This is a genomic window from Phenylobacterium sp. VNQ135 (assembly GCF_049445735.1).
Classification (GTDB): Bacteria; Pseudomonadota; Alphaproteobacteria; order Caulobacterales; family Caulobacteraceae; genus Phenylobacterium.
Genome location: NZ_JBMSDS010000001.1, coordinates 229,966 through 252,189, shown reverse-complemented (window position 1 = coordinate 252,189; position 22,224 = coordinate 229,966). Strand labels below are relative to the sequence as shown.

The window sequence follows — 22,224 nt, the reverse complement described above, 5'->3', positions numbered from 1 at the left end:
GCATGGTTAATGCGGCGCCTTTTTCCCGGCAGGAATTGCCGCCCGTTAACCATGCTGCAAGTTTGGCCGGCGAAGCTTACCCTCGAGTGCAGAGGGGGCGGCGTGAGCGCCATGAAGGTCAGCGGGACAGGCGGCGTTTCCCAGGCGCAAGGGGCGGGCAAGACCGCCTCGCGCAGCGGTGGCGAGGGCTTTCGCCTGGCTGGGCCTGCGCCGGGCGCGGCCGTGGAGCGGCCGGCGGCGGTCGGCGGCGTTTCAGCGGTCATGGGCGTTGAAGCCCTCCTGGCGCTGCAGGACGTGGGCGGGCCGTTGGAGCGAAAACGCCGCTCGGTCCGCCGGGCCGGTCAGATTCTCGATGTCCTTGACGGCCTCAAGGTGGCGCTGCTCGGCGGCGACCTTGGGGCGGGCGACCTGGACCGTCTGCGCCGCGCCATTCAGGACGAGCGGCAGGCGACCGACGACCCGAAGCTTGAAGGCGTGCTCGACGAGATCGAGACTCGCGCCGCGGTAGAGCTTGCGAAGCTTGAGGTCGGGGCGCGTGCGGCGTAATCGCGCCTCGAATCTGAGTGCGTTGAAACCACGGTTCGATTTGCTATACACCCACCGCGTGTCTCAGGGCGTCCAGGGGGCGTGAGGTATCCATGAAAACAGCCGCAGTTCTGGCTGACAGTCCTCAGTATCGTCCTGCCGAGGACGAGGAGTTCATGAACGAGCGTCAGCTTGAGTATTTCAAGCAGAAGCTTCTGAAGTGGAAAGAGGACATCCTTCGCGAATCTCGTGAGACGCTGTCCCACCTGCAGACGGAAACCGAGAACCACGCCGACGTTGCCGATCGAGCGTCTTCCGAAACCGATCGGGCTCTCGAACTCCGCACGCGGGACCGTCAGCGCAAGCTGATCTCCAAGATCGACGAGGCGCTGCGCCGCATCGAGGATGGCTCTTACGGCTACTGCGAGGAGACCGGCGAGCCGATCGGCGTTTCCCGGCTGGAGGCCCGGCCGATCGCCACCCTCAGTCTCGAGGCTCAAGAGCGGCACGAGCGCCGCGAACGTGTCCACCGCGACGAATAGCTGACACGGCCCCGGAAACGGGGCCGTTTTCGTTTCTGCCGCGTTCACAACGGGCCCGACGGGATCGGCGGCCCAGCGGCTTTGCCGTACCCCGCGGGCGACGCTATATATGCTCAAAGTGAGCATTTCCCTGGTCGATCTGGGGCGCGGGAAACGGGAGCTGTCGTGTCGAAGTCGTTCTACGCCATCCACGCCCACGGATTCGTCCGCGTCGCCGCCTGCACGCCTCGCGTCGCGGTGGGCGATCCGGGTTTCAACGCCGCCGAGACTCTGCGCATGGCCCGGGAGGGCGACGCCGCCGGGTGCGACCTGATGCTGTTCCCGGAGCTCGGCATCAGCGCCTACGCCATCGACGACCTGTTCCTGCAGGAGGCGCTGCTGAAGCGGGTGGAGGCCGAGATCGCCGGCCTGGTGGAGGCCAGCGCCAAGCTCAGTCCCGTTCTGCTGGTCGGCGCGCCCGTCGCCCACAACGGCCGCCTCTACAACTGCGCCGTCGTCATCGCCCGCGGCCGCGTCCTGGGCGTGGTCCCGAAGAGCTACCTGCCCAACTACCGTGAGTACTACGAGAAACGCTGGTTCGCGCCGGGGCACGGCGTCGAGGGCCTGGAGGTCGCGCTGGCGGGTCAGGTCGCCCCGTTCGGCACGGACCTCCTGTTCGAGGCCGCCGACCTGCCGGACTTCGTCTTCCACGCCGAGATCTGCGAGGACTTCTGGGCGCCGGCTCCGCCGTCGACGCAGGGGGCGCTCGCCGGCGCGCTGATCCTCTGCAACCTATCGGCCTCGAACATCGTCGTGGGCAAGGCCGACGAGCGGGCGCTGCTCTGCGCTTCCCAGTCCAGCCGCTGCCAGGCGGCCTACCTCTATTCGGCCGCCGGACCCGGCGAGAGCACCACGGATCTTGCCTGGGACGGACAGGCCTCCATCCACGAGCTCGGCCGCGAACTTGCCTGCACCGACCGCTTCCCGACGCAGGCCCAGATGGCGGTCGCCGACATCGACGTCCAGAAGCTGCGCCTGGAACGGATGCGTTCGCCCACCTTCAACGACGCGGCGGTGGCCAACAGCCATCCCGAGCAGTTCTTCCGGCGCGTGCGCTTCGAGCACCAGCCCCACTTCAAGGACGTGGGCCTGCAGCGCGCGGTGGACCGCTTCCCGTTCGTGCCCGACGATGCGGCGCGCCTGGATCAGGACTGCTACGAGGCCTTCAACATCCAGGTGCAAGGCCTTGTAAAAAGGCTGCAATCGACGAAATCCCAGCACCTCGTCATCGGCGTTTCAGGCGGCCTGGACTCGACCCACGCCCTGATCGTGGCGGCCAAGGCCTTCGACCTGCTGGGCAAGCCGCGGTCCGACATCCTGGGCTTCACCATGCCGGGCTTCGCCACGAGCGAGGGCACCAAGTCCAACGCCTGGAAGCTGATGAACGCCCTGGGCGTGACGGGCGAGGAGATCGACATCCGTCCGGCCGCGACCCAGCTGCTGAAGGACATGGGCCATCCGTTCGGCCGCGGCGAGCCGGTCTATGACGTCACCTTCGAGAACGTGCAGGCCGGTCTGCGCACCGATTACCTGTTCCGGCTGGCCAACCAGCGGCACGGCTTCGTGCTGGGCACCGGCGACCTCTCCGAGCTCGCACTGGGCTGGTGCACCTACGGCGTCGGCGACCAGATGAGCCACTACAACGTCAACGGCTCGGTGGCGAAGACGCTGATCCAGCATCTGATCCGCTGGGTGGCGAAGACGGGGCAGTTCGACACCGCCGCGTCCGAGGTGTTGCTGTCGGTGCTCGGCACCGAGATCTCGCCCGAGCTGGTGCCGGCCGACGCCTCAGGCGCGATCCAGAGCACCCAGGCCAAGGTCGGGCCCTACGAGCTCCAGGACTTCAATCTCTACTGGATCACCCGCTATGGCCTGCCGCCGTCGAAGGTGGCCTTCATGGCCTGGCACGCCTGGAAGGACGCGGCCGCCGGCGCATGGCCGCCGCACTTCCCGGAGGAGGCGCGGAACGCCTACGACCTGGCGACCATCAAGAGCTGGCTGCAGGTCTTCCTCTTCCGCTTCTTCGAGATCAGCCAGTTCAAGCGCTCGGCCATGCCGAACGGACCGAAGGTGATCTCGGGCGGCAATCTCAGCCCCCGCGGCGATTGGCGTGCGCCCTCGGACGGCACGGCCAAGGTATGGCTGGAAGAGCTGGACGCGAACGTGCCCTGAGCCGCCCGTCTCCCGCGGGGGAGGCCGGGCCGTCACCGAGAGGCCCGCAGACCGCGGGGAAGCGCCGCCCGCGCATCCTGGGCCGCGTGCCGGCGCCGCGACCACGCCTTCAGCGCGGGCCGCACCCACAGCACCCAGTAGCCGAAGGGAACATCCTTATGGATCTTGTGCAGCTCTTCCATGTCCGTCTCCCGTAGCGAAGGTTGTCCGTCACGAGAGAAAGTGCCTCCGCGAACGTCGGTCGACAAACGCGGCCTCCTGCTGTACCTATAAGCGCAACTTATGTCTGACGTTCTCGCCAGGATTCCGCTCAGCGCCATCCGCGTGTTCGAGGCCGCCGCGCGGCTCGGCAGCTTCACGCGCGCGGCCGAGGAACTCGGCATCACCCAGGCGGCGGTGAGCTGGCAGGTGAAGGCGCTGGAGGAGCGGCTGGATCGCAAGCTGTTCGTGCGGCGCCCGCGCGAAGTGATCCTCACGCCCGCCGGCGAGCGGCTCGCCCGGGCCGCCGGCGAGGCCATGGCGGGGCTTCGCAGCGCCATCACCGATCTCTCCGAGACGGGCGAGGGCGTGCTGTGCATCACCACCCTGCAGACCTTCGCCACCCACTGGCTGGCGGGCCGGCTGGGCGCCTTCCAGGTGGCGCACCCGAAGATCGCGGTGCGCCTCGACACCGGCAACCGCATGGTCGACCTCAACCGCGAGGACTTCGACGTGGCGATCCGCACCGGCCGCGGCGTGTGGCCGGGCATGGAGGCGCTGCGCCTGTTCCCGGCGGCCCAGACGGTGCTGTGCACGCCCGCCGCCATGGCCAGCCTCGGCGACAGCCCGACGCCCGCCCGGCTCATGGACGTGCCCCGCATCGGCTCGGACCTGGAGTGGACGGCCTGGTTCCAGGCCGCGGGCGTGATCGCCGATGGAGTCGAGCGCCCGGCGGCGCCGCGCATCACCGCCGACACCCAGACGCTGGAGGTGGCCGCGGCGCTCGCCAACGACGGCGTGGCCATTGGCTCGCCAGTGATGTTCGGGCGCGACCTCGCCGCCGGGCGGCTCGTCCAGCCGTTCGAGATCTACTTCGGAGAGAGCAGCTACTGGCTCGTCTATCCGCAGGACCGCCGGCGGGCCGGCAAGATCGCCGCCTTCCGCGAGTGGCTGCTGGAAGAGGTCGCGAACGACCCCTTCGCCCAGAAGGTGCTGGCCAGACTTGGCGCCGAAGCCGCCTAGGTGACCTTCAGCATTCGCTGTTCGTCGATGTTCGGCATCGGCTCGCCGGCCTGGGCGTAGAGCGCCGGGACGATCTCCTGCACCGTTTCGACGGCGCGCCAGGCGTCCATGAACTCGGGCGGGGTGAGCTTGGCGTCGACCGTGTGCTGGAAGAGGTCGAAAAGCGTCTTCCAGAAGTCGCCGGGGTTGTAGAAGACGACCGGCTTCTTGTGCAGGTCCAGCCTGCGCCAGGACAGCAGCTCCACCACCTCTTCCAGAGTGCCGATGCCGCCGGGCAGGATGACGAAAGCGTCCGACTCCTCGAACATCATCGACTTGCGCTCGTGCATCGAGGTGACCACCACGTGCTCGACGCTGTCGAGGGCGCGTTCGCGGCCCACCAGGAAGTCGGGGATGATGCCCAGAACGTCGCCGCCGGCGTCGTGCGCGCCGCGCGCGGTGGCGCCCATCAGCCCGACGCCGCCGCCGCCGTAGATCAGGCGCAGCCTGGCGTCGGCCAGTGCGCGGCCGAGATCGCCGGCCGCTCGCAGGAAGGCCGGATCGGCCGCCTCGGACGAGCCGCAGAAGACGCAGACGGATTGCAGGCGTCCGTTGTCACGCCCCATGAACATCCACTCCAGAAGGAAGAGCCATCGACGACTCGCGCTTGGCTCGCGCGCACCGAGGCCCCAAGTAGCTATGGCCAGGGTTAAGGAGATTCAAGCAAGCCGTGTTCCCGGAAGTGTCCTTTAGCGTCGCAGGCGAGGCGTAGCCGCCTTGGTCCACGCCCACATGGCCCGCGTCCGCCACGGCGGCGGCGTCGGCGCGGTCGCCCCCGCCGACGCGAAGTTCGACTTCTGGGGTTCGATGACCGGCCTCGGCCGGCTCGTGATGCGCTCGGGCGCGCCGCAGCTTCGCCTGCGGATCGCCGCTGCCCTCGTGCTGGTCTTCGCGGGCAAGCTGGCGGGCGTGCTCGCCCCCGTCCTGCTGGGCGACGCCATCAACACCCTGAGCCCGGTCGGCCAGGGCGCGGTGCTTGTGGGGACGACCTTCGTGGGCCTCGCGATCGGGTTCGCCGCCCTGCGGCTCGTGGCGGCTGTCGCGCCCTATGCCCGCGACGCGATCTTCACCCGGGTCTCGCAGTCCACCATGGCGCGGGCGGCGGTGGAGAGCTTCGGCCATGCGCTGTCGCTGTCGCTCGACTTCCACCAGACCAAGCAGAGCGGGGCGCTGTCGCGGGTGATCGACCGCGGCGCGCGCGCCACCGACTTCCTGATCCGCAGCCTGATCTTCAGCCTGGGCCCGACCGCGGTCGAGCTGGTGCTGGCCATGATCGTGATGGCCCTGCGCCTGGATTGGCGGTTCGCGCTCACGGCGTTCGCGACCCTGGTCCTCTACGCCGTCATCACCTTCAAGATCACCGACTGGCGGCTGTCCCATCGGCGCGAGCTGAACGAGGCCGAGACACGCGCGGCGGGCCTCTCGTCCGACGCCCTGATCAACTACGAGACGCTGAAGGCCTTCGGGGCCGAGCCGCGGCTGGTCGACTCCTACGCGGGGGCGATGGGAGACTACGTGGACGCCAGCGCCCGCGCCAACGGCTCGCTCAACCTGCTGAACGCCGCCCAGGCCCTGATCCTCAACGTAGGCCTCGCCGCCCTGACCGTGATGGCCGGCATGCAGGTGGCCGGCGGCGAGCTGCGGATCGGCGACATCACCACGGCCATCTTCCTGCTGTCCGGCCTCTACGCGCCGCTGGGCATGCTGGGCTTCCAGTATCGCGAGATCCGCCAGGGGCTGATCGACATGGAGCAGATGGTCGCCCTGCGCGACATCCGCCCCGAGATCACCGACGCCCCGGACGCGGTGAGCCTGCCGCCGGCCCGGGCGGAAGGCGCCGCCATCGCCTTCGAAGGGGTCAGCTTCCGGCACGACGCCCGTTCGACGGGGCTGCTGGACGTGAGCTTCGAGGCCCGGCCCGGCCAGACCGTCGCCCTCGTCGGCCCCTCCGGCGCCGGCAAGACCACCGCCATCCGGCTGGCCATGCGCCTGATCGATCCGCAGGAGGGGCGGGTCACCATCGACGGCCTGGACATGCGCGGGGTGAAGCTGGCCGACATCCGCCGCGCCGTCGCCCTGGTGCCGCAAGACGTGGCGCTCTTCAACGACAGCCTCTACGCCAACATCGCCTTCTCGCGGCCCGACGCCACGCCGGCCGAGGTCCGCGCCGCCGCCGACGCGGCCGAGCTCGGTCCCTTCATCGACGGTCTGCCCGATGGGATGGCGACCCGGGTCGGCGAGCGCGGCCTGAAGCTCTCGGGTGGCGAGCGCCAGCGCGTTGGCATCGCCCGCGCCCTGCTGGCCGATCCCCGCGTGCTGATCCTGGATGAAGCCACCAGCGCCCTCGACGGCCCGACGGAAGCTGCGATCCAGGAGACCCTGCGCAAGGTGAGGGCGGGGCGCACGACGCTCGTGGTCGCCCACCGGCTGTCGACGATCGCCGACGCCGACCAGATCCTGGTGCTGCGCCGAGGCCGGATCGTCGAACGCGGCGCGCATGACGAGCTGCTGGCCAAGGGGGCGGAATACGCGGCGCTCTGGCGGCGGCAGACCCGCGGCTGATTTCCTGCCCATCGAGCGGGGAGGTCAGATCGCCTTGCGCATCCGCACCAGCGGCACCGCCACGCCGCCTCGGTCGTCTGAGATCTGTTCGACCGGCTCGAAGCCCGCCGCTGCATAGAGCGGCTGCCCCGATAGCGTGGCCATCAGCTCCAGCCTGGTGAACCCCTCGGCGCGGGCGGCGTCCTCGCACAGCCGCAGGATCAGCCGCCCCACGCCGCGCCGCGCAAAGGCCGGGCTCGTGTACATCGCCCGAACCCGGGCGGCTTCGGTCGCGGGGTCCAGCAGGGCCGCGTCGCGGCCAGGCGTATGATCGCCGCCGTAGAGGGTCGCGCGCCGGCTCCAGCCGCCGCAGCCCGCCACCTGGCCGTCCTCTTCGACGACGAAATAGGTCCCGTCGGCGATGAGCTGCCGATCCAGGCCCATGATCATCCGGCTGGATGCGATCTGCTCCGGCGTCAGGAAGCCCCGCTGGAGCTCGCCGATCGCCGCGTCCATCACCGCCTCCAGCGTCGGGATGTCCGCGGCCTGAGCGACCCGGTGCGTCAGCGGCACGCTACTCCGCAGCCTTCGGGTAGGGCGGCTCGGCGATCTGGCGCCGAGCCCGCCGCAAGGGCGGCCAGCCGGTTCGCTCGTAGAGCCAGTCGCGCAGCCGCACGAAGCGGGCGGAATAGACCTTCGGAGCGGCCAGCATCACCGGCGTCAGCACCAGGGTCAGCAAGGTGGCGAACGACAGGCCCCAGACCACCGCGGCCGAGAGCTGCACCCACCACTCCGAGCCCGGCGCGGCGAACTCGATATGTCCGGCCCGGAAGTTCGGGTGCACCTGGAACATCAGGGGCAGAAGGCCGACGACCGTCACGAGCGTGGTCAGCAGCACCGGCCGGAACCGCTGGGCCGCCGCCCGCACCGCCGCCTCGTCGGCCGCGTAGCCCTCGTGGCGCAGGTGATAGAACGTATCCACCAGCACGATGTTGTGGCCCACCACCACGCCGAACAGCGCGACCACGCCGGTGCCCACCATGATCACCGAGATGTAGTCGAACGTGCCCGCGAGGTTGACCTGGATGCCCAGCAGCACGCCGACGGTCGACAGGATCACCGCGGAGAGCGTCACCACCACGCCGTAGAAGCTGTTGAACTGCCACAGCAGGATCACGAACATCATGAAGATCGACGCCGCCATCGCCGCGGCGAAGAACTGCGCCGCCTCCTGGCCTTCCTCGTCGGCGCCCGTGAACTTCCAGGTCACGGCGGGATCCAGCGGCGAGGTTTCAAGCCACTTGCGGATCTCGGTGATCTTCAGGTTCGCCGCCACCCCCTCGGCGGCGTTGGCCTGCACCATCACCAGACGCTGGCCGTCGCGGCGCTGGATCTGGGTGACCTGCTGGGTCGGCACGCGCTTGATGAAGTAGCTGACCGGCACCGGCCCCTGCGGGGTGGTGATCTTGAGCTGGTTGAAGGCCGCCACGTTCCGCGCCTCGGGCGGGAAGCGGACGCGGATGTCCAGCTCGTCCTCGGCGTCGTCCGGCCGGAAGCGGCCCATCAGCACGCCGCCGGTCAGGAACTGGATCGTCTGGCCCACCGACAGCACGTCGACGCCGTAGCGGCCGGCGGCCTCGCGGTCGACCGCGAGGTTCCACTCGATGCCGGGCGAGGTGCGGTTGTCCTCGAGCTCGATGAGCTGCGGGTCGGACGCCAGCTTGGCCTTCACCATCTCGGCCGCGGCGTTCAGGGCGGCGGGGTCATGGCTGCGGAGCTGGACCTGCACGTCCTTGCCGATCGGGGGGCCGTTCTGCGGCCCGCGCACCTCGATCTGCATGCCCGGGATGTCGGAGACGCGCTTGCGCACCTCGGCCTCGATGTCGCGGCCCCGGATCCCCAGCGCCTGTCGGCCCTCGAAGTCGAGGAAGTCGACGCGGATGCGGCCGATGGTGTCGTTCGGCGCCGAGTTCGGCCCGCCGTTCGAGGTGAAGCCGCCCGAGCGCACGTAGAGCGACTCCACGCCCTTCAGGCCGTCCAGCCGCCGCTCCACCTGCGCCACCAGGGCGTTCTGCGCCTCGGGCGAGAGGTTGCCGCGCGCCTTGACGTAGACCTGGGTGAATTCCGGGTCTTCCTCGATGAAGAACTCGGTGCGGTGCGGCGTCTTGCCAAACCACATGAAGATGGCGACCACGATCACCACGCCCAGGGCCATGGCCCGGGTGGGATGCCGTCCAAGGGTCGTAAGCGCCCGGGCGTACCAGCCCATGAAGCCCTTCATCTCGCGCGGGTCGCCGTGCTCGGACTTCATGATCTCGGCCAGGTGCTCCTGGTCGACCGCCGCGGCGCGACCGAAGATCGAGCCCAAGGCCGGGGTGAAGATCAGGGCCACGAAGATCGAGGCGCCCAAGACGAAGAAGAGCGTGAGCGGCAGGAAGCTCATGAACTTCCCGCTGATCGAGTTCCAGAACATGAACGGCACGAAGGCGCAGAGCGTCGTCAGCGTGCCGTTGACCACCGGCCAGAACATCCGCTTGCCGGCGGCGGCGAAGGCTTCGGCCTTTGACAGCCCCTCGGCCATCTTCCGGTCGGCGTATTCGACTACCACGATGCCGCCGTCGACCAGGATGCCGACCGCCAGCACCATGCCGAACATCACCATCTGGTTCAGCGTGATGCCCATGCCGTTCAGCATCAGGAAGGCCAGCATGAAGCAGATCGGGATCGAGGCGCCGACCATCAGGCCCTGGCGTATGCCGAGGCTGGCGACGATGATCAGCATGACGAGAAGGCTCGCCGAGAGCAGCCCGCTCTCCAGCACCACCAGCGTCCGGCCGATGAACTCGCTCTCGTCGTAGATGTAGTTGAGCTGCACCGTCGACGGCCACCGCTTGGCTTCGGCCTCGGTGACCTTCTTGATGGTCTGGACGGTCTCCAGGATGTTCGAGCCGCCGCGCTTGGAGACTTCCAGGATGAAGGCCTGATGGCCGTTGTAGCGGCTGATCGAGCTGGGATCCTTGAAGGTCCGGCGCACGTCGCCGATGTCGCCGACGGTGACCAGCCTGTCGCCGTTCTTCTTGATCGGCAGGGCCAGGATGTCGGACGGATCCTCGACGACGCCCGGCACCTTCACCGCGAACTGCCCCGCGCCTGAGCGCAGGGAGCCTGCGGGCACCAGCTGGTTGTTGCGCCCGATCACCTGGGCCAGCTCGCCCGTGGTGACGTTGTAGGCCTCCATCCGGAGCGGATCGATGACGACCTCGAGCACCTCCTCGCGGGCGCCGCTCATGAAGACCTCGAGCACGCCCTCTGTGCCTTCCAGGCGCTCCTTCAGGCCGCGCGCGACCCGATGCAGCTCGCGCTCGGGGGCGGCCCCCGAGATGACGATCCCGATGACCGGCTCGCCCGAGAAGTTCATCTCCTCGATGATCGGCTCCTCGGCGTCGGGCGGGAACTCGCCGCGGGCCAGGTCGACCTTGGCGCGGACGTCCTCCAGCGCCTTGTCCTTGTCGAAGTCGGCCTCGAATTCCAGCGTCACCACGGCCACGCTCTCGCGCGCCACCGCGTTCATCGACTTGATGCCCTGGATGGTCTGCAGCTCCACCTCCAGGGGCTTCACCAGCAGCCGCTCGGCGTCCTCGGGCGAGACGCCGGGGTAGGGGACCACCACCGAGATGTAGGGCAGGTCGATGTCGGGCTCGCTCTCGCGAGGCATGCCCAGGTAGGCGAAGAACCCGAACAGGGCGGCGATGAGCGTCACGCCCAGCACCACCTTGCGCCGCTTCAGGGCTCCCTCGATCAGCGCGCCGACCATGCTTCAGCTCTCCCCGGGGGCCGTTGCGCTAGCGCGCGGCGGCCACCCGAACCTTCTGGCCGTCGGCGACGAACGACTGGCCGACCGTGATCACGCGCACAGCGCCAGCCAGCCCGGTCACCCACATGCCGTCGCCGGTCTCCTCCAGCACCGTCACCGGCGCGAAGGCGACGCGATTGTCGGCGAGCACGTAGCGCACGCCTTGGCGGCCCGCGGCGTCCAGCACCAGCGCCGAGACCGGCACCAGGTGGGCCGCGCCGGCGCCCGCGCCGATGCGCAGCTCGGCCGACAGGCCCGACCGGACGACATTGGCCGGGTTCTGCACCGCGACCTCCAGGTGATAGGTGCGCGTCTGCGGATCTGCGTCCTGGGCCACATAGCGGACCCGTCCGTTCAGGAGTTGGCCGCCCACCAGCTTGGCGGTGGCCGGCGCTCCGACGCGCAGGCGCGCTGCGTCCGTCTCGGGCACGTCGCCCACCACCAGCAGCGGATTGAGCTCGATCATCGTGCCGCAGGCCTGGCCCGGCGCGAGGTAGGTCCCGATCTCGGCGTCGCGCTTATCGAACACGCCGTCGAAGGGAGCGCGAATATTCACCTGCGCCAGCGCGATCTCGGCTTGGCGCACCTGGGCCTGGGCGGCGTCCAGGGCCGCCTGGGCCTCGAGCACCTGGGTCTGCGAGCGGTAACCCTTTTCCGCGAGCTGGGCCGCGGCCTGCCGCTGGAGCTGGCGCGAGCGCAGCATCGCGCGGGCCTGGTCGACGCTGGCCTGGCGGGCGTCGACCGCCAGTCGGCACAGCACATGGCCGCGGCGGACGAACGAGCCTTCCGCAGCGGGGGTGGCCGCCACCACGCCGGCAGTTTCGGAGCGCACCACCACCGCGCGTGCCGCCTCTGTGCGGCCGCGCAGCACGACGTCCACCTGGCGCACGGTCTCGGGCGCGAGCTTCACCTGGACGCTGGGCTGGGTGTCGGCGGTGGTCTTGGCCTCGGCGACGTTGTGCGCCTTCTTGCCGCCAAAGAGCGATCCGAAGAGGAAGTACAGGGCGAGCAGCCCGATGACGACCAGGATGAAAAGGTACTGCGGCTTCAGGCGTCCTAGCACGTCGTCTCCCCGGGCCCCGCGGGCCGCCCCTCTTGTTCGGCGGCCGTTCTCCGACCTGCCGCTTGTGATGCCGCCGTTATGCGAGCGCAAATGAATTTGCGGTCACGCCGAGCACATTGAACTATTGGTCGCAGGACCGCCGCTGGATTGTGGTCCTGCCGCAACACTCGCAGAGCGCGAACGTGCTCCAACGATTTACAGAGTATAGGAAAGACCTCGCGTGCGCTACCTTCACACCATGGTCCGGGTCGCCGACCTGGACGCCTCGCTCGACTTCTATGTGAACAAGCTCGGGCTTAAGGAACTGTACCGGAGCGAGCATGAGGCCGGTCGCTTCACGCTGGTGTTCCTCTGTGCGCCGGGCGACGAGGAGCTGGCCCAGCAGCGGAAGGCGCCGCTCGTCGAACTCACCTTCAACTGGGATCCGGAGGCCTACGAGGGCGGCCGCAACTTCGGCCACCTGGCTTATCAGGTCGACGACATCTATGCCGCCTGTCAGCGACTGAAGGACGGCGGGGTGGTCATCAACAGGCCGCCGCGCGACGGGCGCATGGCCTTCGTCCGCTCGCCGGACAACATCTCCATCGAGCTGCTGCAGGCCGGCGACGCCAAGCCGCCGGCGGAACCCTGGGCGTCGATGCCCAACGTCGGGGTCTGGTAGCGGCTACCCGCCGCTCTCCTGGGGAGGGAAGGTCCGGCCCGACAGCAGGTTGGCGATGAACAGCAGGTTGCGCGCGGCGTTGCGGCCCACACGGTCGGAATAGTCGTGCGCCTGCTGGGTGTCGACGTAGTCCGGCCCCGGGCCGGGGCCCAGGTGCCAGTAGGTCCATGACTGGCCCGGCACGGTGAAGCCGAGGTCGATCAGCGGCTGGCACACCGTGGCGACGATGTGGTGGGCCCCGTCCTCGTTGCCGGTGACGACGACGCCGGCGACCTTGCCCATGGCAGGGCTGCGGCCCTGGTCGTCGGTTTCGCCGAAGAGGGCGTCCATCCGCTCCAGCGCCCGCTGGCACACGCTGGACATCTGGCCCATCCAGGTGGGCGTCGCCATGAGCAGGATATCGGCGGCGAGGATCTTCTCCCGCACCTTGGGCCAGTCGTCGCCGCCGCCCATGTCGGACTTCACGCCGGGTTTGATGTCGAGGTCGACGAGCCGGACCAGCTCGGCCTCGACACCCTCCTCTTCCCATTCGGCCATCAGCACCCGGGCGAGGGCCTCGGTGCTCGAAGTCTCCGGGGACGGCTTCAGGGTGCAGTTGAGCACAAGGGCGCGCATAGCGGTCTCCCGACGGTCGAGCTTGGCGCCCGAACGGCCGGGACGGGACCTCCGTTCCCGTGCGACTCAGTGGCGACCCGCGCGGGGGCGGCGTCAGCCGAAGATCTTGTCCAGGACGAACGCCAAGGCGACGAAGCCCGCGCCGATGGCCACGAAGGGCGCCAGGATCACGGCGCACTGGGAATGCAGCCGCTCGGGCGGCCGGGACATGTCGATCATCTCTAGTCTCCTCCCGAGCCTCTGGCGGGCTCTGGAACTCAACTCTGATCCTCTCCGGCCGTTGCCGCAAGCCTCCGTGATCGAACGGCTTTCCGCTTCGGCGGGGAAGAGTGTCCACAGCCGCTTTTGCATTTTGACGCGCCAGCCGGCCGTACCGCTTGCGCCGCCGAACGACGCCGCGTATATCGCCGGCCCTCGACGGCCTGATCCTCGGTAGCTCAGTTGGTAGAGCAGGCGGCTGTTAACCGCCGGGTCGCAGGTTCGAGTCCTGCCCGGGGAGCCATCGCGAACTTCGCGAAACTCCCGCGCCGTCGAGACGAAGTCCCGGAGATCAGCCCCGCCCGCCGTCATATTCGGCGTCATGCGTGGGAGCCTCGGGCGCCTGGCGCTCCAGCGATTCCCGATAGGCGACGCAGCCGCGCAGGAACTTGGGCCAGGGCGGAACGGCGATGGCCGGGTCAACCTTTTCCGGAAGCAGACCCCAGAGTTGCGGGTGATGCCAGCACAGCTCGTGGCCGCTGGAATCGCGGTGCGCCCGGATGCCGGCGCGCAGCCGCCTCACTTCGGCGAGCAGTTCTTCGCGGCTCAGGCCTTCGAGATCGTCGTCCATGGGGACCAAACGCCTGAGGCGGGGCGGCGGACGAAAAAAGAGCCCGGCGCATGCGCGCCGGGCTGAAAAATAGTCGGTGATGGTGGGGTGTCTTCAAGGAAGACAAGGGGAACGTCGGCTGCGTTGGTTAAGCGCGGGTAAACGGATTTCCGACCGTTATCAGGCCTCAGTTGAGCAGTCGGATCGGCTCCACGGCGAGGATGTGAATCTCCACCGCGGCGCCCCGCGCCTCCAGCTCCACCGTCTCGCCGGCCATGGCGCCCATCATCGCGTGCGCCAGCGGACAGACCCAGCTCAGCTTCCCTTCTGCGGGATCGGCTTCGTCCTCGCCGACCAGTTCGACGGTCTCTGCCTGTCCGCCTTCGCGGCGGAAGGTCACGCGGGTTCCGAACGCCACTTCCTCGGGCGCGTCGGGCGATTCGAGGATCTGGGCGCTCGCGTGCCGGGCCGACCAGTAGCGCAGGTCCCGCCGCAGCCAGGCGAGTTCCGCCTCGTCCTCACAAGCTCCGATCCGGCCGTCCAGCTCGGCCAGGGTCCGCTCGATCAGCTTCAAGCCGCGCGAGGTGACGAAATTGGGATGCTGGCTGACGACGCGCTCGGGCGGGCTCTCGGGCCGCAGGTCGTCAGGCTCACGCACGAAGGCGCTGCTCATGACTTTCAACTCTCCTCGGATGGCGGCCACTCGCCGCCGTCACCTCCTGCCAACGCACGGCTAGGCCATTCGGCGCCCGGCTGCTCATTTGACGAATTCGCGAGCGGCCAGCGCCGCATCGTCGCGGGCGAGGGCGCAGGGCCGCAGCGGGCTGGACGAACGCCGCGGATGAGCTAACCAGCAGGTTGAGATTCTCCCGACGCGGAAGGCCCCATGCGCATCCACTTCACCGGCATCGCCGGCGCCGGCATGAGCGCAGCCGCTCTGATGATGCGCGAGGCCGGCCACCAGGTCTCCGGCTCGGACGAGGACGTCTTCCCACCGATGTCGACCTATGTCGAAGGCCTGGGCTTCCCGTTCTTCCGCCGCTTCGACGCCGCCAACCTGCCGGCCAACCTGGACGTGCTGGTTCTGGGCGCCTCGGCCAAGCTGGGCGGCGAGGCCAATCCGGAGGTGCAGGCGGCGCGGGCCCGCGGCGTGCGCGTGACCACCTTTCCCGAAATGGTGGGCGAGGCGACGGAAGGCCGGCTGAACACCGTCGTCGCCGGCTCGTTCGGCAAGTCCACCTGCACGGCGCTGCTCGCCCACGTGCTCCGGGAGGCCGGGCGGGACGCGGGCTGGATGATCGGGGCGATCTCGCCATCGCTGCGCGACACCGGCCACTGGGGGCGGGCCGCCGAGGTGATCCTGGAGGGCGACGAGTACATCGTCGGCCCCGCCGACCGGCGCTCGAAGTTCGTGCTCTACCACCCGCGCGATGTCATGCTGACCTCGCTGGTCCACGACCACGTCAACGTCTTCCCGACCTTCGCCGACTACGAGGCGCCGTTCCGCGAGCTGCTTCGGCTGCTGCCGGCCGACGGCCTGCTGGTCGCGCGCGAGCATCCGGCCATCCGCGCCATCGCCGGCGAGGCGGCTTGCCGCATCGTCTGGTACGACGTGGAGCAGGGCGACTGGAGCGCTGAGGAGGTGGTGTTCGGCGACGTCACGCGCTTCGTGCTGACGGGTCCGAACGGCCGGCGCCTGCGCCTCGCCACCACCCTGTTGGGCGAGCACAACATCGAGAACATCGTGGGCGTCAGCGCCTACGTCCTGGAGCGCGGCATGGTCAGCGAGAGCCAGCTCGCCGCCGCCATCGAGAGCTTCCAGGGCATCCGCCGCCGGCTCGACCGCCTGACCAAGGCCAGCCGCGTGCCGGTGATCGAAGGTTTCGGCTCGTCCTACGAAAAGGCGCGCTCGGCGATCGAGGCGATGCAGCTGCACTATCCGACGCGGCCGCTGACGGTGGTGTTCGAGCCGCACACCTTCTCGTGGCGCAACCGCGAGGCGCTGCCCTGGTACGACACGGTGTTCGAAGGCGTGGCCCGCGTGTTGCTCGTGCCGCCGCCCAGCCACGGGGCGGCCAGCCACCAGCAGTCCACCTTCGAGGAGATCGCCGCCCGTATCGCCGCCGCCGGCGTGCCGGTCGAGGGCGTCCGCACGGCCGACGAAGCGACCGCCGCGCTCAGCGGCCTCGCCGGCGACGAAGTGGTGCTCCTGCTGTCCTCGGGCCCGTTGCTGGGCCTCCCGGACAGCCTGCCGCCGGTGTTCGACCGCCTCTACGCCAAGGCTGCGGCCGCCTGAACGCCGCCTACCGGGGCGCTGGGATCGGCTGGACGTACTGGTCGCCCTGGCTCTCGCGATCCTTGAACATCTGTTTGCGGGGGCCGAGATAGCCGAACAGATACGCCCCGACCTTCCGCATCTGGATTTCCTCCGAGCCCTCGGTGATGCGGTAGCGGCGGTGATGGCGGTAGATATGCTCGAACGGCTTGTGCCGTGAATAGCCGATGCCGCCGTGCACCTGCATCGCCCGGTCGGCGGCTTCGCAGACCAGCCGGTTCGCCCAGTAGTTGCACATGGAGACCTTGTCCGAGATCGTCTTCTCGATGGTCTTGTGGTCCATCTTGTCCATTTCCCAGGCGGTCTTGCGGATGAGCTGGCGCAGCATCTCGCACTGGGTGTGCAGCTCGATCAGCGGCCACTGGATCGCCTGGTTCTCGGAGAGCGCCTTGCCGAACGGCTTGCGCTCGCGGGCGTACTTCACGCTCTCCTCGATGCAGAACGTGGCCGCGCCCAGCGACGAGGCGGCCTGGCGGATGCGGTTCTGGTGGACGAACGACTGGCCGAGGCCGAGGCCCTTGTCGATCTCACCCCAGTAGCTGTCCTCGGGAACCCAGCAGTTGGTGATCGAGATCCGCGGGTGGTCCGTGGGCATGTTGAACGTCCACAGGTACTCCTCGATCACGAACCCCGGCGTCTCCTTCGGCACGATGAAGCAGGTGATGCCGGCGGCGTCGCCGTCCTTGCCCGAGGTCCTCGCGAAGACCATGCAGTGGCTGGCTACGTGCATGCCGGTCGTCCACATCTTGGCGCCGTCGATCCGCCAGCCGGGCTTGCCGTCGCGGGTCTCGCGGACCGCGCGTGTCTCCATGTGGGTGGCGTCCGAGCCGTGGTTGGGCTCGGTTAGGCCGAAGCCCGTGCGCATCTGGCCGTTCAGCAGCTTGTCCGCGTAGCGCTCGTACTGCCAGTTCGTGGCGAACTCCTTGAACATCAGCACGAAGGGGTTGTTGCCGACGATCGAGTGCTCGGTCTGCAGGTCGTTGAAGAGGCCCAGGCCTTTCGCCGCCAGGTGCTCGCGGATGACCGCCATGGCGAGCTGGCTGCCGCCCTTGCCGCCCATCTCCTTGGGCCAGGCGTAGCGGTAGTGGCCGGCGTCGTCCGCCAGCTTCCGCGCCTTGGCCAGCAGCTCCTCCCACTCAGGGCGGGGCAGGCCGCCGTTCTCGAAGTCGGTTCGGGCGTATTCGCGCCGGTGGTCGAAGAAGCGCTCGTTGTCGTCCTGCGCCTGAAGCGGCTTGATCTCGCGCTCGATGAAGTCGTCCAGCTCCTTCAGATAGTCGACGAGATCCTGGGGCAGATCGAAGTCCATGGCGGCGTTCCCTCGCAGACACTCTTACCGGTTCCTGGGCGAGGGTGACGTTGCGGAGGCATTTACAAGCCGCCCGCGGCCCCGCCAGATCGGCGTCACCTTAGATCAATCGGGATATGCCGTCGGGTCATGGAAGTGGATGTTCGCGCGGCCCTGGATCGCCTGGCCGTACGGCTGGAAGGGAAGGGCGCGCGCGTCGTCCAGGCCGGCCGGCTGTCGGGCGGCGCCAGCATGGAGACCTGGGCTTTCGAGGTCGAAGGGCCTCGGGCCACGGACCGGATGATCATGCGCCGCCGGACGGCGCCGTTCGATCCGGACAACGCCCGCTCCGTGCCGCTCGCCACCGAGGCCGCCCTGATCAAGGCCGCCCGCGCCAACGGGGCCCTCGCGCCGCCGGTGCTGCACGTCTGCGACGACGAGGACGGCCTCGGCGAGGCCTACATCATGGGCGCGGTGCCGGGTGAAACCCTGGGGCGCAAAATTGTCTCCGACCCGGGCTTCGACGCCGTCCGCCCGACGCTTGCCCGCCAGTGCGGCGAGGTGCTGGCGAGGATCCATGCCACGCCGCCGCCGCCCGAACTCGGCCTGAAGACCGTCGACGCCGTGCAGGAACTCGACCGGTACGAGGAGGTCTATCGCGCCACGGGCGCCCAGCGGCCGATCCTGGAGCTCGCCTTCCAGTACTTGCGCCAGCGCACGCCCGAGCCGGTGGAGGCGGTGCTGCTGCACGGCGACTTCCGGAACGGGAACATCATGTTCGACCCGCAGAGCGGGGTCGCCGCCGTCCTGGACTGGGAACTCGCCCACATCGGCGATCCGGCGGAGGACATGGGCTGGATCTGCACCAATTCCTGGCGCTTCGGGCGGCCGGAAAAGCCCGTCGGCGGCTTTGGTGAATACGCCGACCTCCTGGCCGGCTACGAGGCGGCCGGTGGGCGAGCGATTCCCTTGGAGCGCGTGCGCTTCTGGCAGGTGCTGGGCTCGCTCCGCTGGGGCGTCATGTGCCTGACCATGTACATGAGCTGGCAGACCGGCATCGAGACGTCGGTCGAGCGGCCGATGATCGGCCGGCGCGTGTCCGAGACCGAAGCCGACCTGATCGTCCTTTTGGAGCAGGGCCTTTGATCACCCATCCCAGAACCGAAGAACTGGTCCAGGCGGTCGCTCTCTGGATCGATCAGATCCGGCCCAGCCTGGATCCGCGCAGCGCCTTCCTGGCCCGCGTGGCGGTCAACGTCCTGTCGGTGGTGGAGCGGGAGCTGGCGCAAGGCCCGGCCGCCGAGGCCCGGGCCCGGGCCGCCATGGCCGGCCTGCTGGGCCACGAGGGCGACTTCGCGGCCCTCAATGCCGAGCTGTGCGCCAAGATCCGCTCTGGCGAACTCACCGTTGAGACGCCGGGCCTGCTCGAAGCCCTCGGGACCATGGCCCACGACCAGCTCGCCATCGACCAGCCCAAGTACAAGCCCGAGATCGCCTAGGCGGCCAGGACGCGGATGATCTCGTCCTCGCGCTGGTTGTAGAGGATCGACACGCCGGCGGCGGTCGCGGCGTGTTCGCCGAACCAGGCGCGGACCTCGGGCTCGCGCAGGCGGTCTTCCGACACCCGCAGAAGGGCGATGTCCGACCCCTGTTCGCGCACCACGTCGTGGTAGCGCAGGATGCCGTTGATCAGATCGCCGGAGGGCTGCGCGGACCGCGCGGCCGGACGAGGCGCCTTCGCGGGGCGGGGGCTGAAGCGGTTGCGGCGGGCGCGGAACTGAGAGGCCATCGACCATCTCCGTGTTGTCGGTTCTTGATGTTCCCGTTATGGATCGGAGGTGCGACAAAAACGGACGTAAGAAATGCGCCACGAAAAAGCCGGTCGGCTTCTGGAGCTGGCGCGCCTGCTGGCGAGTTCGGCCGAAGGGCTGACGCTGGACGAGATGGCCGAGCGTATCGGCGTCGGTCGTCGCACGGCCGAGCGCATGCGCGACGCCATCTGGGAGGTTTTTCCCCAGCTGGAGGCTGTGGACGACCCGCCGACCAAGCGCTTCCGCATCCCGTCCGGTCTCGACGGTCTCTTCCAGGCCCCGACCGCGGAAGAGCTCGCCGCGCTCACCGCTGCTGGAGCCGCCTTCGAGCAGCAGGGCGCACAGGCGCGGGCGGCCGCGCTCCGCTCCCTCGAAACCAAGGTGCTCTCGGCGACCCGCGCCGCCGCCCGCCGCAAGCTCGCCCCCGACCTCGAGGCGCTGCTTCAGGCCGAGACCATCGGCGTCAGCGCCGGGCCGCGCCCGTTTGAAGACGAAGAGGTGCTGCAGGCGATCCGCGACGCTCTGAAGGGCCTGTCCACGCTGCGGTTCCGCTACGAGGGCGGCTCGAGCCCCGGCCGCACGCGCGAGGTTACGCCCTACGGCATCCTCTTCGGCCGGTCGAACTACCTGGTCGCCGCCGAGAGCGCCGAGACGGGCCCGCGCAATTGGCGCCTGGACCGCATCTTCGACGTGGAGGTCACCGGCCGCCCCGGGGAACGGCCCGAAGGCTTCTCGCTGCAGGCTTATGCCGATGAGAGCTTCGGCATCTACCAGGACGACATCCACGATGTGGTCCTTCGTATCCTGCCCCCGGGCCGCGAGGACGCGCTGCGCTGGCGCTTTCATGCCCGCCAGTCCATCGAGCCACAGGAGGACGGAACGGTGCTCGTCCGCTTCCGCGCCAGCGGCATGCGCGAACTCGCCTGGCACCTCTTCACCTGGGGCGAGAAGGTCGAGATCGTCGAGCCTCAGGCCTTGCACGAGATGATGCTGGGCGAACTCGAAGCCGCCAGCCGAGCCCACGTCCGGAACTGACGCATAGGCGCCCGAGGGTCTCTCTGCAAGGAGACACCTGATGACCGCGACCCTCGACTACGCAAACCTGTTCGAAAGCGAATTTCGGCCCCGCCGGCGCCTCCGCCGCGCCGTCGCACGCGTGCTGCTGGCTGGCCTGTTCGTCATCCGCCCAGGCCTGGCGCTCTCGATCTGGCGAGACCGTTAGTTGCCGGCGGCATTGACCGGCAAAGGCTGGCGCTTGTTCGCCACCGTCACGATCCGGCTCTGGACATCGCTCACGATGGAGCGCGCTGCGCGGCGCAGGATTTCCGACGCCGAGTCATTCGCATTCATCAGGTCGGCGATCTGCCGCTGCTTGTTCTCGTCCGCCGCCTGGGCGAGCGAGTCGCGAAGCGCCGCGTGGTCGGTGGCGTAGGACGCCAACTTGTCCGTCAGCGGCTTGAGATCGTCGCCATACGCCTTCGTCTGCCCATTGTAGATCTCGGCCAGCAGACCGTCGATTTCCTGATTGGCGGCCGCAAGGTCCGCTGCCGGCAGCTCGAGCAAGTCGAGCCGCGCCTTGGTCTTGGAGACGACCACCCGCAACTCCGCCACATCGCCGGCAATTTCTCCCAGCGCCACGCTGGCCGTCGCGTGCGTTGAGGGCCGCAGCCGGTTGCTGGTCTCGTCGTCCGAGGACGTGACGGTGGCGCTGAACTTGGCGTCGAAGCCGGCTCGGGCGTAGGTCTCGCGGAAGGCGCGCAAGCCCGCGGGATCGTCCGCGATCGCCACAGCCCGGTTCACTTCCTTGAGGCCCGAAACCAGGCTGCAGGCGTCGTTGTATCGGATGGCGTCCGCAACCGCGGCTTCCACCGGATACTCGGAGATCGTCTTGGTGGTCCGCGTCTCGATCGCCGCGCGCAGACGGTTGCGCTCGTTCTCGATCGCCTTGACCAGGGCCTCGATCCACTGCTTGCGGAAGAAGTCCTCGTTCATTTCCGCGCGGATGCCGGAGGTAATCGCCGAGAGCCCTGAAAGAAGGCGGGCCGAATTCACATCGGTGACGATGGCGCCTGCGCCTCCCACGGCGGTAGCGAAGGACCCCAGGGCGAAGTTGCCGCTCGCCTGGATGCCGTAGACGCGCTGCGTGAATATCCCGCAGTTCATGTCCGAAGCGCCCATCAGGCGCTGCTGCACCCGATTGCGGCGGTCCTCCAGTTTCTGGCCGGGAACGGGCGAGCTGTAGAAGTGATAGTAGGCCGTCTCGAGCCGGAGTCGCTCGACCACCTCTTCGGCCCTTTCGGCTTCGCCGCGCACATCGACACGCCGGTTGGTCACGCCGAGGGAACTGCTGTCGAGCCGCGCGAGTCCCTTGCACTGCGTCGCCACGCCGCCGTTCTCGATGCACGTTCTTACCTGCTCGCTCGCGCCGTCGTGGTTGAGAGGGTTGAGCGCCAGCGCCAGGTCGACGGACTGGAACCCGTCTTCGCTCTTCACGGGCACGCCGGCGCTGTCGAGACGGGCCCCGTTGATGGCCGCGCAGCCGCTGGTGGCCAACGCCACGCACGCGGCGAGTACTGTCGATTTCATGGCAAAACCCCCCGGTTTCCATGTGTACCTCAGCACGAACTGTACCTGATAACAACCCAGGCGCGCGCGTTCGTCGAACGACGAAATACCTTGAGGTTCCGTCCGCGGCAGGGACTATCGACCGCTCA

General features: G+C 68.8%; 23 protein-coding genes and 1 tRNA gene. 12 read left to right on the top strand and 12 right to left on the bottom strand.

From position 1 onward, the window contains the following. Nucleotides 1–9: 9 nt before the first annotated feature. From ACO2Q0_RS01230 to ACO2Q0_RS01220, 3 genes are all read left to right on the top strand, one after another. Complete coding sequence (locus ACO2Q0_RS01230) at nucleotides 10–546, top strand: flagellar assembly protein FliX (RefSeq protein ID WP_423349653.1); 537 nt, start codon at nucleotides 10–12, stop codon at nucleotides 544–546. A gap of 92 nt (nucleotides 547–638) precedes the next feature. After that, nucleotides 639–1,067 (top strand): RNA polymerase-binding protein DksA, encoded by a 429-nt coding sequence (gene dksA, locus ACO2Q0_RS01225; RefSeq protein ID WP_423349652.1) that lies wholly within the window; start codon nucleotides 639–641, stop codon nucleotides 1,065–1,067. 165 nt (nucleotides 1,068–1,232) lie between these two features. Continuing rightward, nucleotides 1,233–3,278, top strand: a complete 2,046-nt coding sequence (locus ACO2Q0_RS01220; protein ID WP_423349651.1) for an NAD(+) synthase — start codon at nucleotides 1,233–1,235, stop codon at nucleotides 3,276–3,278. 32 nt (nucleotides 3,279–3,310) lie between these two features. Here ACO2Q0_RS01220 and ACO2Q0_RS01215 read toward each other — a convergent pair whose 3' ends face one another. Then, entirely contained in the window at nucleotides 3,311–3,460 is a 150-nt protein-coding gene (locus ACO2Q0_RS01215; RefSeq protein WP_423349650.1) for a hypothetical protein, read from the bottom strand. A 100-nt stretch (nucleotides 3,461–3,560) separates the two neighbouring features. Between ACO2Q0_RS01215 and ACO2Q0_RS01210 the strand changes: the two genes are divergently transcribed. Continuing rightward, nucleotides 3,561–4,499: a LysR substrate-binding domain-containing protein gene (locus tag ACO2Q0_RS01210; protein ID WP_423349649.1), complete on the top strand. Its 939-nt coding sequence runs from the start codon at nucleotides 3,561–3,563 to the stop codon at nucleotides 4,497–4,499. Here the strand turns inward: ACO2Q0_RS01210 and ACO2Q0_RS01205 are convergent. Then, a complete protein-coding gene (locus tag ACO2Q0_RS01205; protein WP_423349648.1) occupies nucleotides 4,496–5,104 on the bottom strand; it encodes a TIGR00730 family Rossman fold protein in 609 nt (202 codons plus the stop codon). The genes ACO2Q0_RS01210 and ACO2Q0_RS01205 overlap by 4 nt on opposite strands. Before the next feature lie 166 nt (nucleotides 5,105–5,270). Between ACO2Q0_RS01205 and ACO2Q0_RS01200 the strand changes: the two genes are divergently transcribed. Beyond that, nucleotides 5,271–7,100, top strand: coding sequence for an ABCB family ABC transporter ATP-binding protein/permease (locus ACO2Q0_RS01200; protein WP_423349647.1), 1,830 nt, complete (start codon nucleotides 5,271–5,273; stop codon nucleotides 7,098–7,100). A gap of 24 nt (nucleotides 7,101–7,124) precedes the next feature. On the opposite strand, the gene ACO2Q0_RS01195 is transcribed toward ACO2Q0_RS01200, so the two are convergent. From ACO2Q0_RS01195 to ACO2Q0_RS01185, 3 genes are read right to left on the bottom strand one after another with little or no spacing between them, the layout of a single operon-like run. After that, a complete protein-coding gene (locus ACO2Q0_RS01195; RefSeq protein WP_423349646.1) occupies nucleotides 7,125–7,652 on the bottom strand; it encodes a GNAT family N-acetyltransferase in 528 nt (175 codons plus the stop codon). Nucleotide 7,653: 1 nt separating this feature from the next. Then, the gene (locus ACO2Q0_RS01190) at nucleotides 7,654–10,893 is read right to left on the bottom strand and encodes an efflux RND transporter permease subunit (protein WP_423349645.1); all 3,240 of its coding nucleotides are present in this window, start codon (nucleotides 10,891–10,893) and stop codon (nucleotides 7,654–7,656) included. A gap of 28 nt (nucleotides 10,894–10,921) precedes the next feature. Further along, the gene (locus ACO2Q0_RS01185; protein ID WP_423349644.1) at nucleotides 10,922–11,995 is read right to left on the bottom strand and encodes an efflux RND transporter periplasmic adaptor subunit; all 1,074 of its coding nucleotides are present in this window, start codon (nucleotides 11,993–11,995) and stop codon (nucleotides 10,922–10,924) included. A 220-nt stretch (nucleotides 11,996–12,215) separates the two neighbouring features. Between ACO2Q0_RS01185 and ACO2Q0_RS01180 the strand changes: the two genes are divergently transcribed. Continuing rightward, on the top strand, nucleotides 12,216–12,656 hold the full coding sequence (locus ACO2Q0_RS01180) for a VOC family protein (RefSeq protein ID WP_423349643.1): 441 nt from the start codon (nucleotides 12,216–12,218) through the stop codon (nucleotides 12,654–12,656). Between the two features lie 3 nt (nucleotides 12,657–12,659). On the opposite strand, the gene ACO2Q0_RS01175 is transcribed toward ACO2Q0_RS01180, so the two are convergent. Next, entirely contained in the window at nucleotides 12,660–13,271 is a 612-nt protein-coding gene (locus tag ACO2Q0_RS01175; protein ID WP_423349642.1) for a flavodoxin family protein, read from the bottom strand. Between the two features lie 93 nt (nucleotides 13,272–13,364). Continuing rightward, nucleotides 13,365–13,490 (bottom strand): hypothetical protein, encoded by a 126-nt coding sequence (locus tag ACO2Q0_RS01170; RefSeq protein WP_423349641.1) that lies wholly within the window; start codon nucleotides 13,488–13,490, stop codon nucleotides 13,365–13,367. Nucleotides 13,491–13,697: 207 nt separating this feature from the next. Between ACO2Q0_RS01170 and ACO2Q0_RS01165 the strand changes: the two genes are divergently transcribed. Further along, nucleotides 13,698–13,773, top strand: a tRNA-Asn gene (locus ACO2Q0_RS01165). A 48-nt stretch (nucleotides 13,774–13,821) separates the two neighbouring features. Here ACO2Q0_RS01165 and ACO2Q0_RS01160 read toward each other — a convergent pair. Both ACO2Q0_RS01160 and ACO2Q0_RS01155 read right to left on the bottom strand, forming a co-directional pair. Then, nucleotides 13,822–14,100, bottom strand: a complete 279-nt coding sequence (locus ACO2Q0_RS01160) for a hypothetical protein (RefSeq protein WP_423349640.1) — start codon at nucleotides 14,098–14,100, stop codon at nucleotides 13,822–13,824. Between the two features lie 166 nt (nucleotides 14,101–14,266). Further along, on the bottom strand, nucleotides 14,267–14,752 hold the full coding sequence (locus ACO2Q0_RS01155) for a GreA/GreB family elongation factor (RefSeq protein WP_423349639.1): 486 nt from the start codon (nucleotides 14,750–14,752) through the stop codon (nucleotides 14,267–14,269). Between the two features lie 213 nt (nucleotides 14,753–14,965). On the opposite strand from ACO2Q0_RS01155, the gene ACO2Q0_RS01150 reads away from it, so the two are divergent. Then, nucleotides 14,966–16,375 (top strand): Mur ligase domain-containing protein, encoded by a 1,410-nt coding sequence (locus tag ACO2Q0_RS01150; RefSeq protein WP_423349638.1) that lies wholly within the window; start codon nucleotides 14,966–14,968, stop codon nucleotides 16,373–16,375. Nucleotides 16,376–16,382: 7 nt separating this feature from the next. Here ACO2Q0_RS01150 and ACO2Q0_RS01145 read toward each other — a convergent pair whose 3' ends face one another. Further along, a complete protein-coding gene (locus ACO2Q0_RS01145; RefSeq protein WP_423349637.1) occupies nucleotides 16,383–17,720 on the bottom strand; it encodes an acyl-CoA dehydrogenase family protein in 1,338 nt (445 codons plus the stop codon). A 129-nt stretch (nucleotides 17,721–17,849) separates the two neighbouring features. On the opposite strand from ACO2Q0_RS01145, the gene ACO2Q0_RS01140 reads away from it, so the two are divergent. Next, on the top strand, nucleotides 17,850–18,845 hold the full coding sequence (locus ACO2Q0_RS01140; protein ID WP_423349636.1) for a phosphotransferase family protein: 996 nt from the start codon (nucleotides 17,850–17,852) through the stop codon (nucleotides 18,843–18,845). Next, on the top strand, nucleotides 18,842–19,198 hold the full coding sequence (locus ACO2Q0_RS01135) for a DUF6285 domain-containing protein (protein WP_423349635.1): 357 nt from the start codon (nucleotides 18,842–18,844) through the stop codon (nucleotides 19,196–19,198). The genes ACO2Q0_RS01140 and ACO2Q0_RS01135 overlap by 4 nt, the downstream gene beginning before the upstream one ends. On the opposite strand, the gene ACO2Q0_RS01130 is transcribed toward ACO2Q0_RS01135, so the two are convergent. Continuing rightward, nucleotides 19,195–19,488: a hypothetical protein gene (locus ACO2Q0_RS01130; RefSeq protein WP_423349634.1), complete on the bottom strand. Its 294-nt coding sequence runs from the start codon at nucleotides 19,486–19,488 to the stop codon at nucleotides 19,195–19,197. The two genes, ACO2Q0_RS01135 and ACO2Q0_RS01130, sit on opposite strands and share 4 nt — an antisense overlap. Before the next feature lie 73 nt (nucleotides 19,489–19,561). Between ACO2Q0_RS01130 and ACO2Q0_RS01125 the strand changes: the two genes are divergently transcribed. Both ACO2Q0_RS01125 and ACO2Q0_RS01120 read left to right on the top strand, forming a co-directional pair. Further along, the gene (locus ACO2Q0_RS01125) at nucleotides 19,562–20,545 is read left to right on the top strand and encodes a WYL domain-containing protein (RefSeq protein WP_423349633.1); all 984 of its coding nucleotides are present in this window, start codon (nucleotides 19,562–19,564) and stop codon (nucleotides 20,543–20,545) included. A gap of 40 nt (nucleotides 20,546–20,585) precedes the next feature. After that, on the top strand, nucleotides 20,586–20,732 hold the full coding sequence (locus ACO2Q0_RS01120; RefSeq protein ID WP_423349632.1) for a hypothetical protein: 147 nt from the start codon (nucleotides 20,586–20,588) through the stop codon (nucleotides 20,730–20,732). Here the strand turns inward: ACO2Q0_RS01120 and ACO2Q0_RS01115 are convergent. Continuing rightward, on the bottom strand, nucleotides 20,729–22,096 hold the full coding sequence (locus ACO2Q0_RS01115) for a hypothetical protein (protein WP_423349631.1): 1,368 nt from the start codon (nucleotides 22,094–22,096) through the stop codon (nucleotides 20,729–20,731). The two genes, ACO2Q0_RS01120 and ACO2Q0_RS01115, sit on opposite strands and share 4 nt — an antisense overlap. Between the last annotated feature and the right edge of the window lie 128 nt (nucleotides 22,097–22,224).

What these genes read in the sequence shown, in the direction of transcription:
- ACO2Q0_RS01230 (WP_423349653.1), top strand. Translation starts at nt 10, where the DNA reads ATGCGGCGCCTTTTTCCCGGCAGGAATTGCCGCCCGTTAACCATGCTG.
- dksA (WP_423349652.1), top strand. Translation starts at nt 639, where the DNA reads ATGAAAACAGCCGCAGTTCTGGCTGACAGTCCTCAGTATCGTCCTGCC.
- ACO2Q0_RS01215 (WP_423349650.1), bottom strand. Translation starts at nt 3,460, where the DNA reads ATGGAAGAGCTGCACAAGATCCATAAGGATGTTCCCTTCGGCTACTGG.
- ACO2Q0_RS01210 (WP_423349649.1), top strand. Translation starts at nt 3,561, where the DNA reads ATGTCTGACGTTCTCGCCAGGATTCCGCTCAGCGCCATCCGCGTGTTC.
- ACO2Q0_RS01205 (WP_423349648.1), bottom strand. Translation starts at nt 5,104, where the DNA reads ATGGGGCGTGACAACGGACGCCTGCAATCCGTCTGCGTCTTCTGCGGC.
- ACO2Q0_RS01200 (WP_423349647.1), top strand. Translation starts at nt 5,271, where the DNA reads ATGGCCCGCGTCCGCCACGGCGGCGGCGTCGGCGCGGTCGCCCCCGCC.
- ACO2Q0_RS01190 (WP_423349645.1), bottom strand. Translation starts at nt 10,893, where the DNA reads ATGGTCGGCGCGCTGATCGAGGGAGCCCTGAAGCGGCGCAAGGTGGTG.
- ACO2Q0_RS01175 (WP_423349642.1), bottom strand. Translation starts at nt 13,271, where the DNA reads ATGCGCGCCCTTGTGCTCAACTGCACCCTGAAGCCGTCCCCGGAGACT.
- ACO2Q0_RS01170 (WP_423349641.1), bottom strand. Translation starts at nt 13,490, where the DNA reads ATGATCGACATGTCCCGGCCGCCCGAGCGGCTGCATTCCCAGTGCGCC.
- ACO2Q0_RS01160 (WP_423349640.1), bottom strand. Translation starts at nt 14,100, where the DNA reads ATGGACGACGATCTCGAAGGCCTGAGCCGCGAAGAACTGCTCGCCGAA.
- ACO2Q0_RS01155 (WP_423349639.1), bottom strand. Translation starts at nt 14,752, where the DNA reads ATGAGCAGCGCCTTCGTGCGTGAGCCTGACGACCTGCGGCCCGAGAGC.
- ACO2Q0_RS01150 (WP_423349638.1), top strand. Translation starts at nt 14,966, where the DNA reads ATGCGCATCCACTTCACCGGCATCGCCGGCGCCGGCATGAGCGCAGCC.
- ACO2Q0_RS01145 (WP_423349637.1), bottom strand. Translation starts at nt 17,720, where the DNA reads ATGGACTTCGATCTGCCCCAGGATCTCGTCGACTATCTGAAGGAGCTG.
- ACO2Q0_RS01140 (WP_423349636.1), top strand. Translation starts at nt 17,850, where the DNA reads ATGGAAGTGGATGTTCGCGCGGCCCTGGATCGCCTGGCCGTACGGCTG.
- ACO2Q0_RS01130 (WP_423349634.1), bottom strand. Translation starts at nt 19,488, where the DNA reads ATGGCCTCTCAGTTCCGCGCCCGCCGCAACCGCTTCAGCCCCCGCCCC.
- ACO2Q0_RS01125 (WP_423349633.1), top strand. Translation starts at nt 19,562, where the DNA reads ATGCGCCACGAAAAAGCCGGTCGGCTTCTGGAGCTGGCGCGCCTGCTG.
- ACO2Q0_RS01120 (WP_423349632.1), top strand. Translation starts at nt 20,586, where the DNA reads ATGACCGCGACCCTCGACTACGCAAACCTGTTCGAAAGCGAATTTCGG.
- ACO2Q0_RS01115 (WP_423349631.1), bottom strand. Translation starts at nt 22,096, where the DNA reads ATGAAATCGACAGTACTCGCCGCGTGCGTGGCGTTGGCCACCAGCGGC.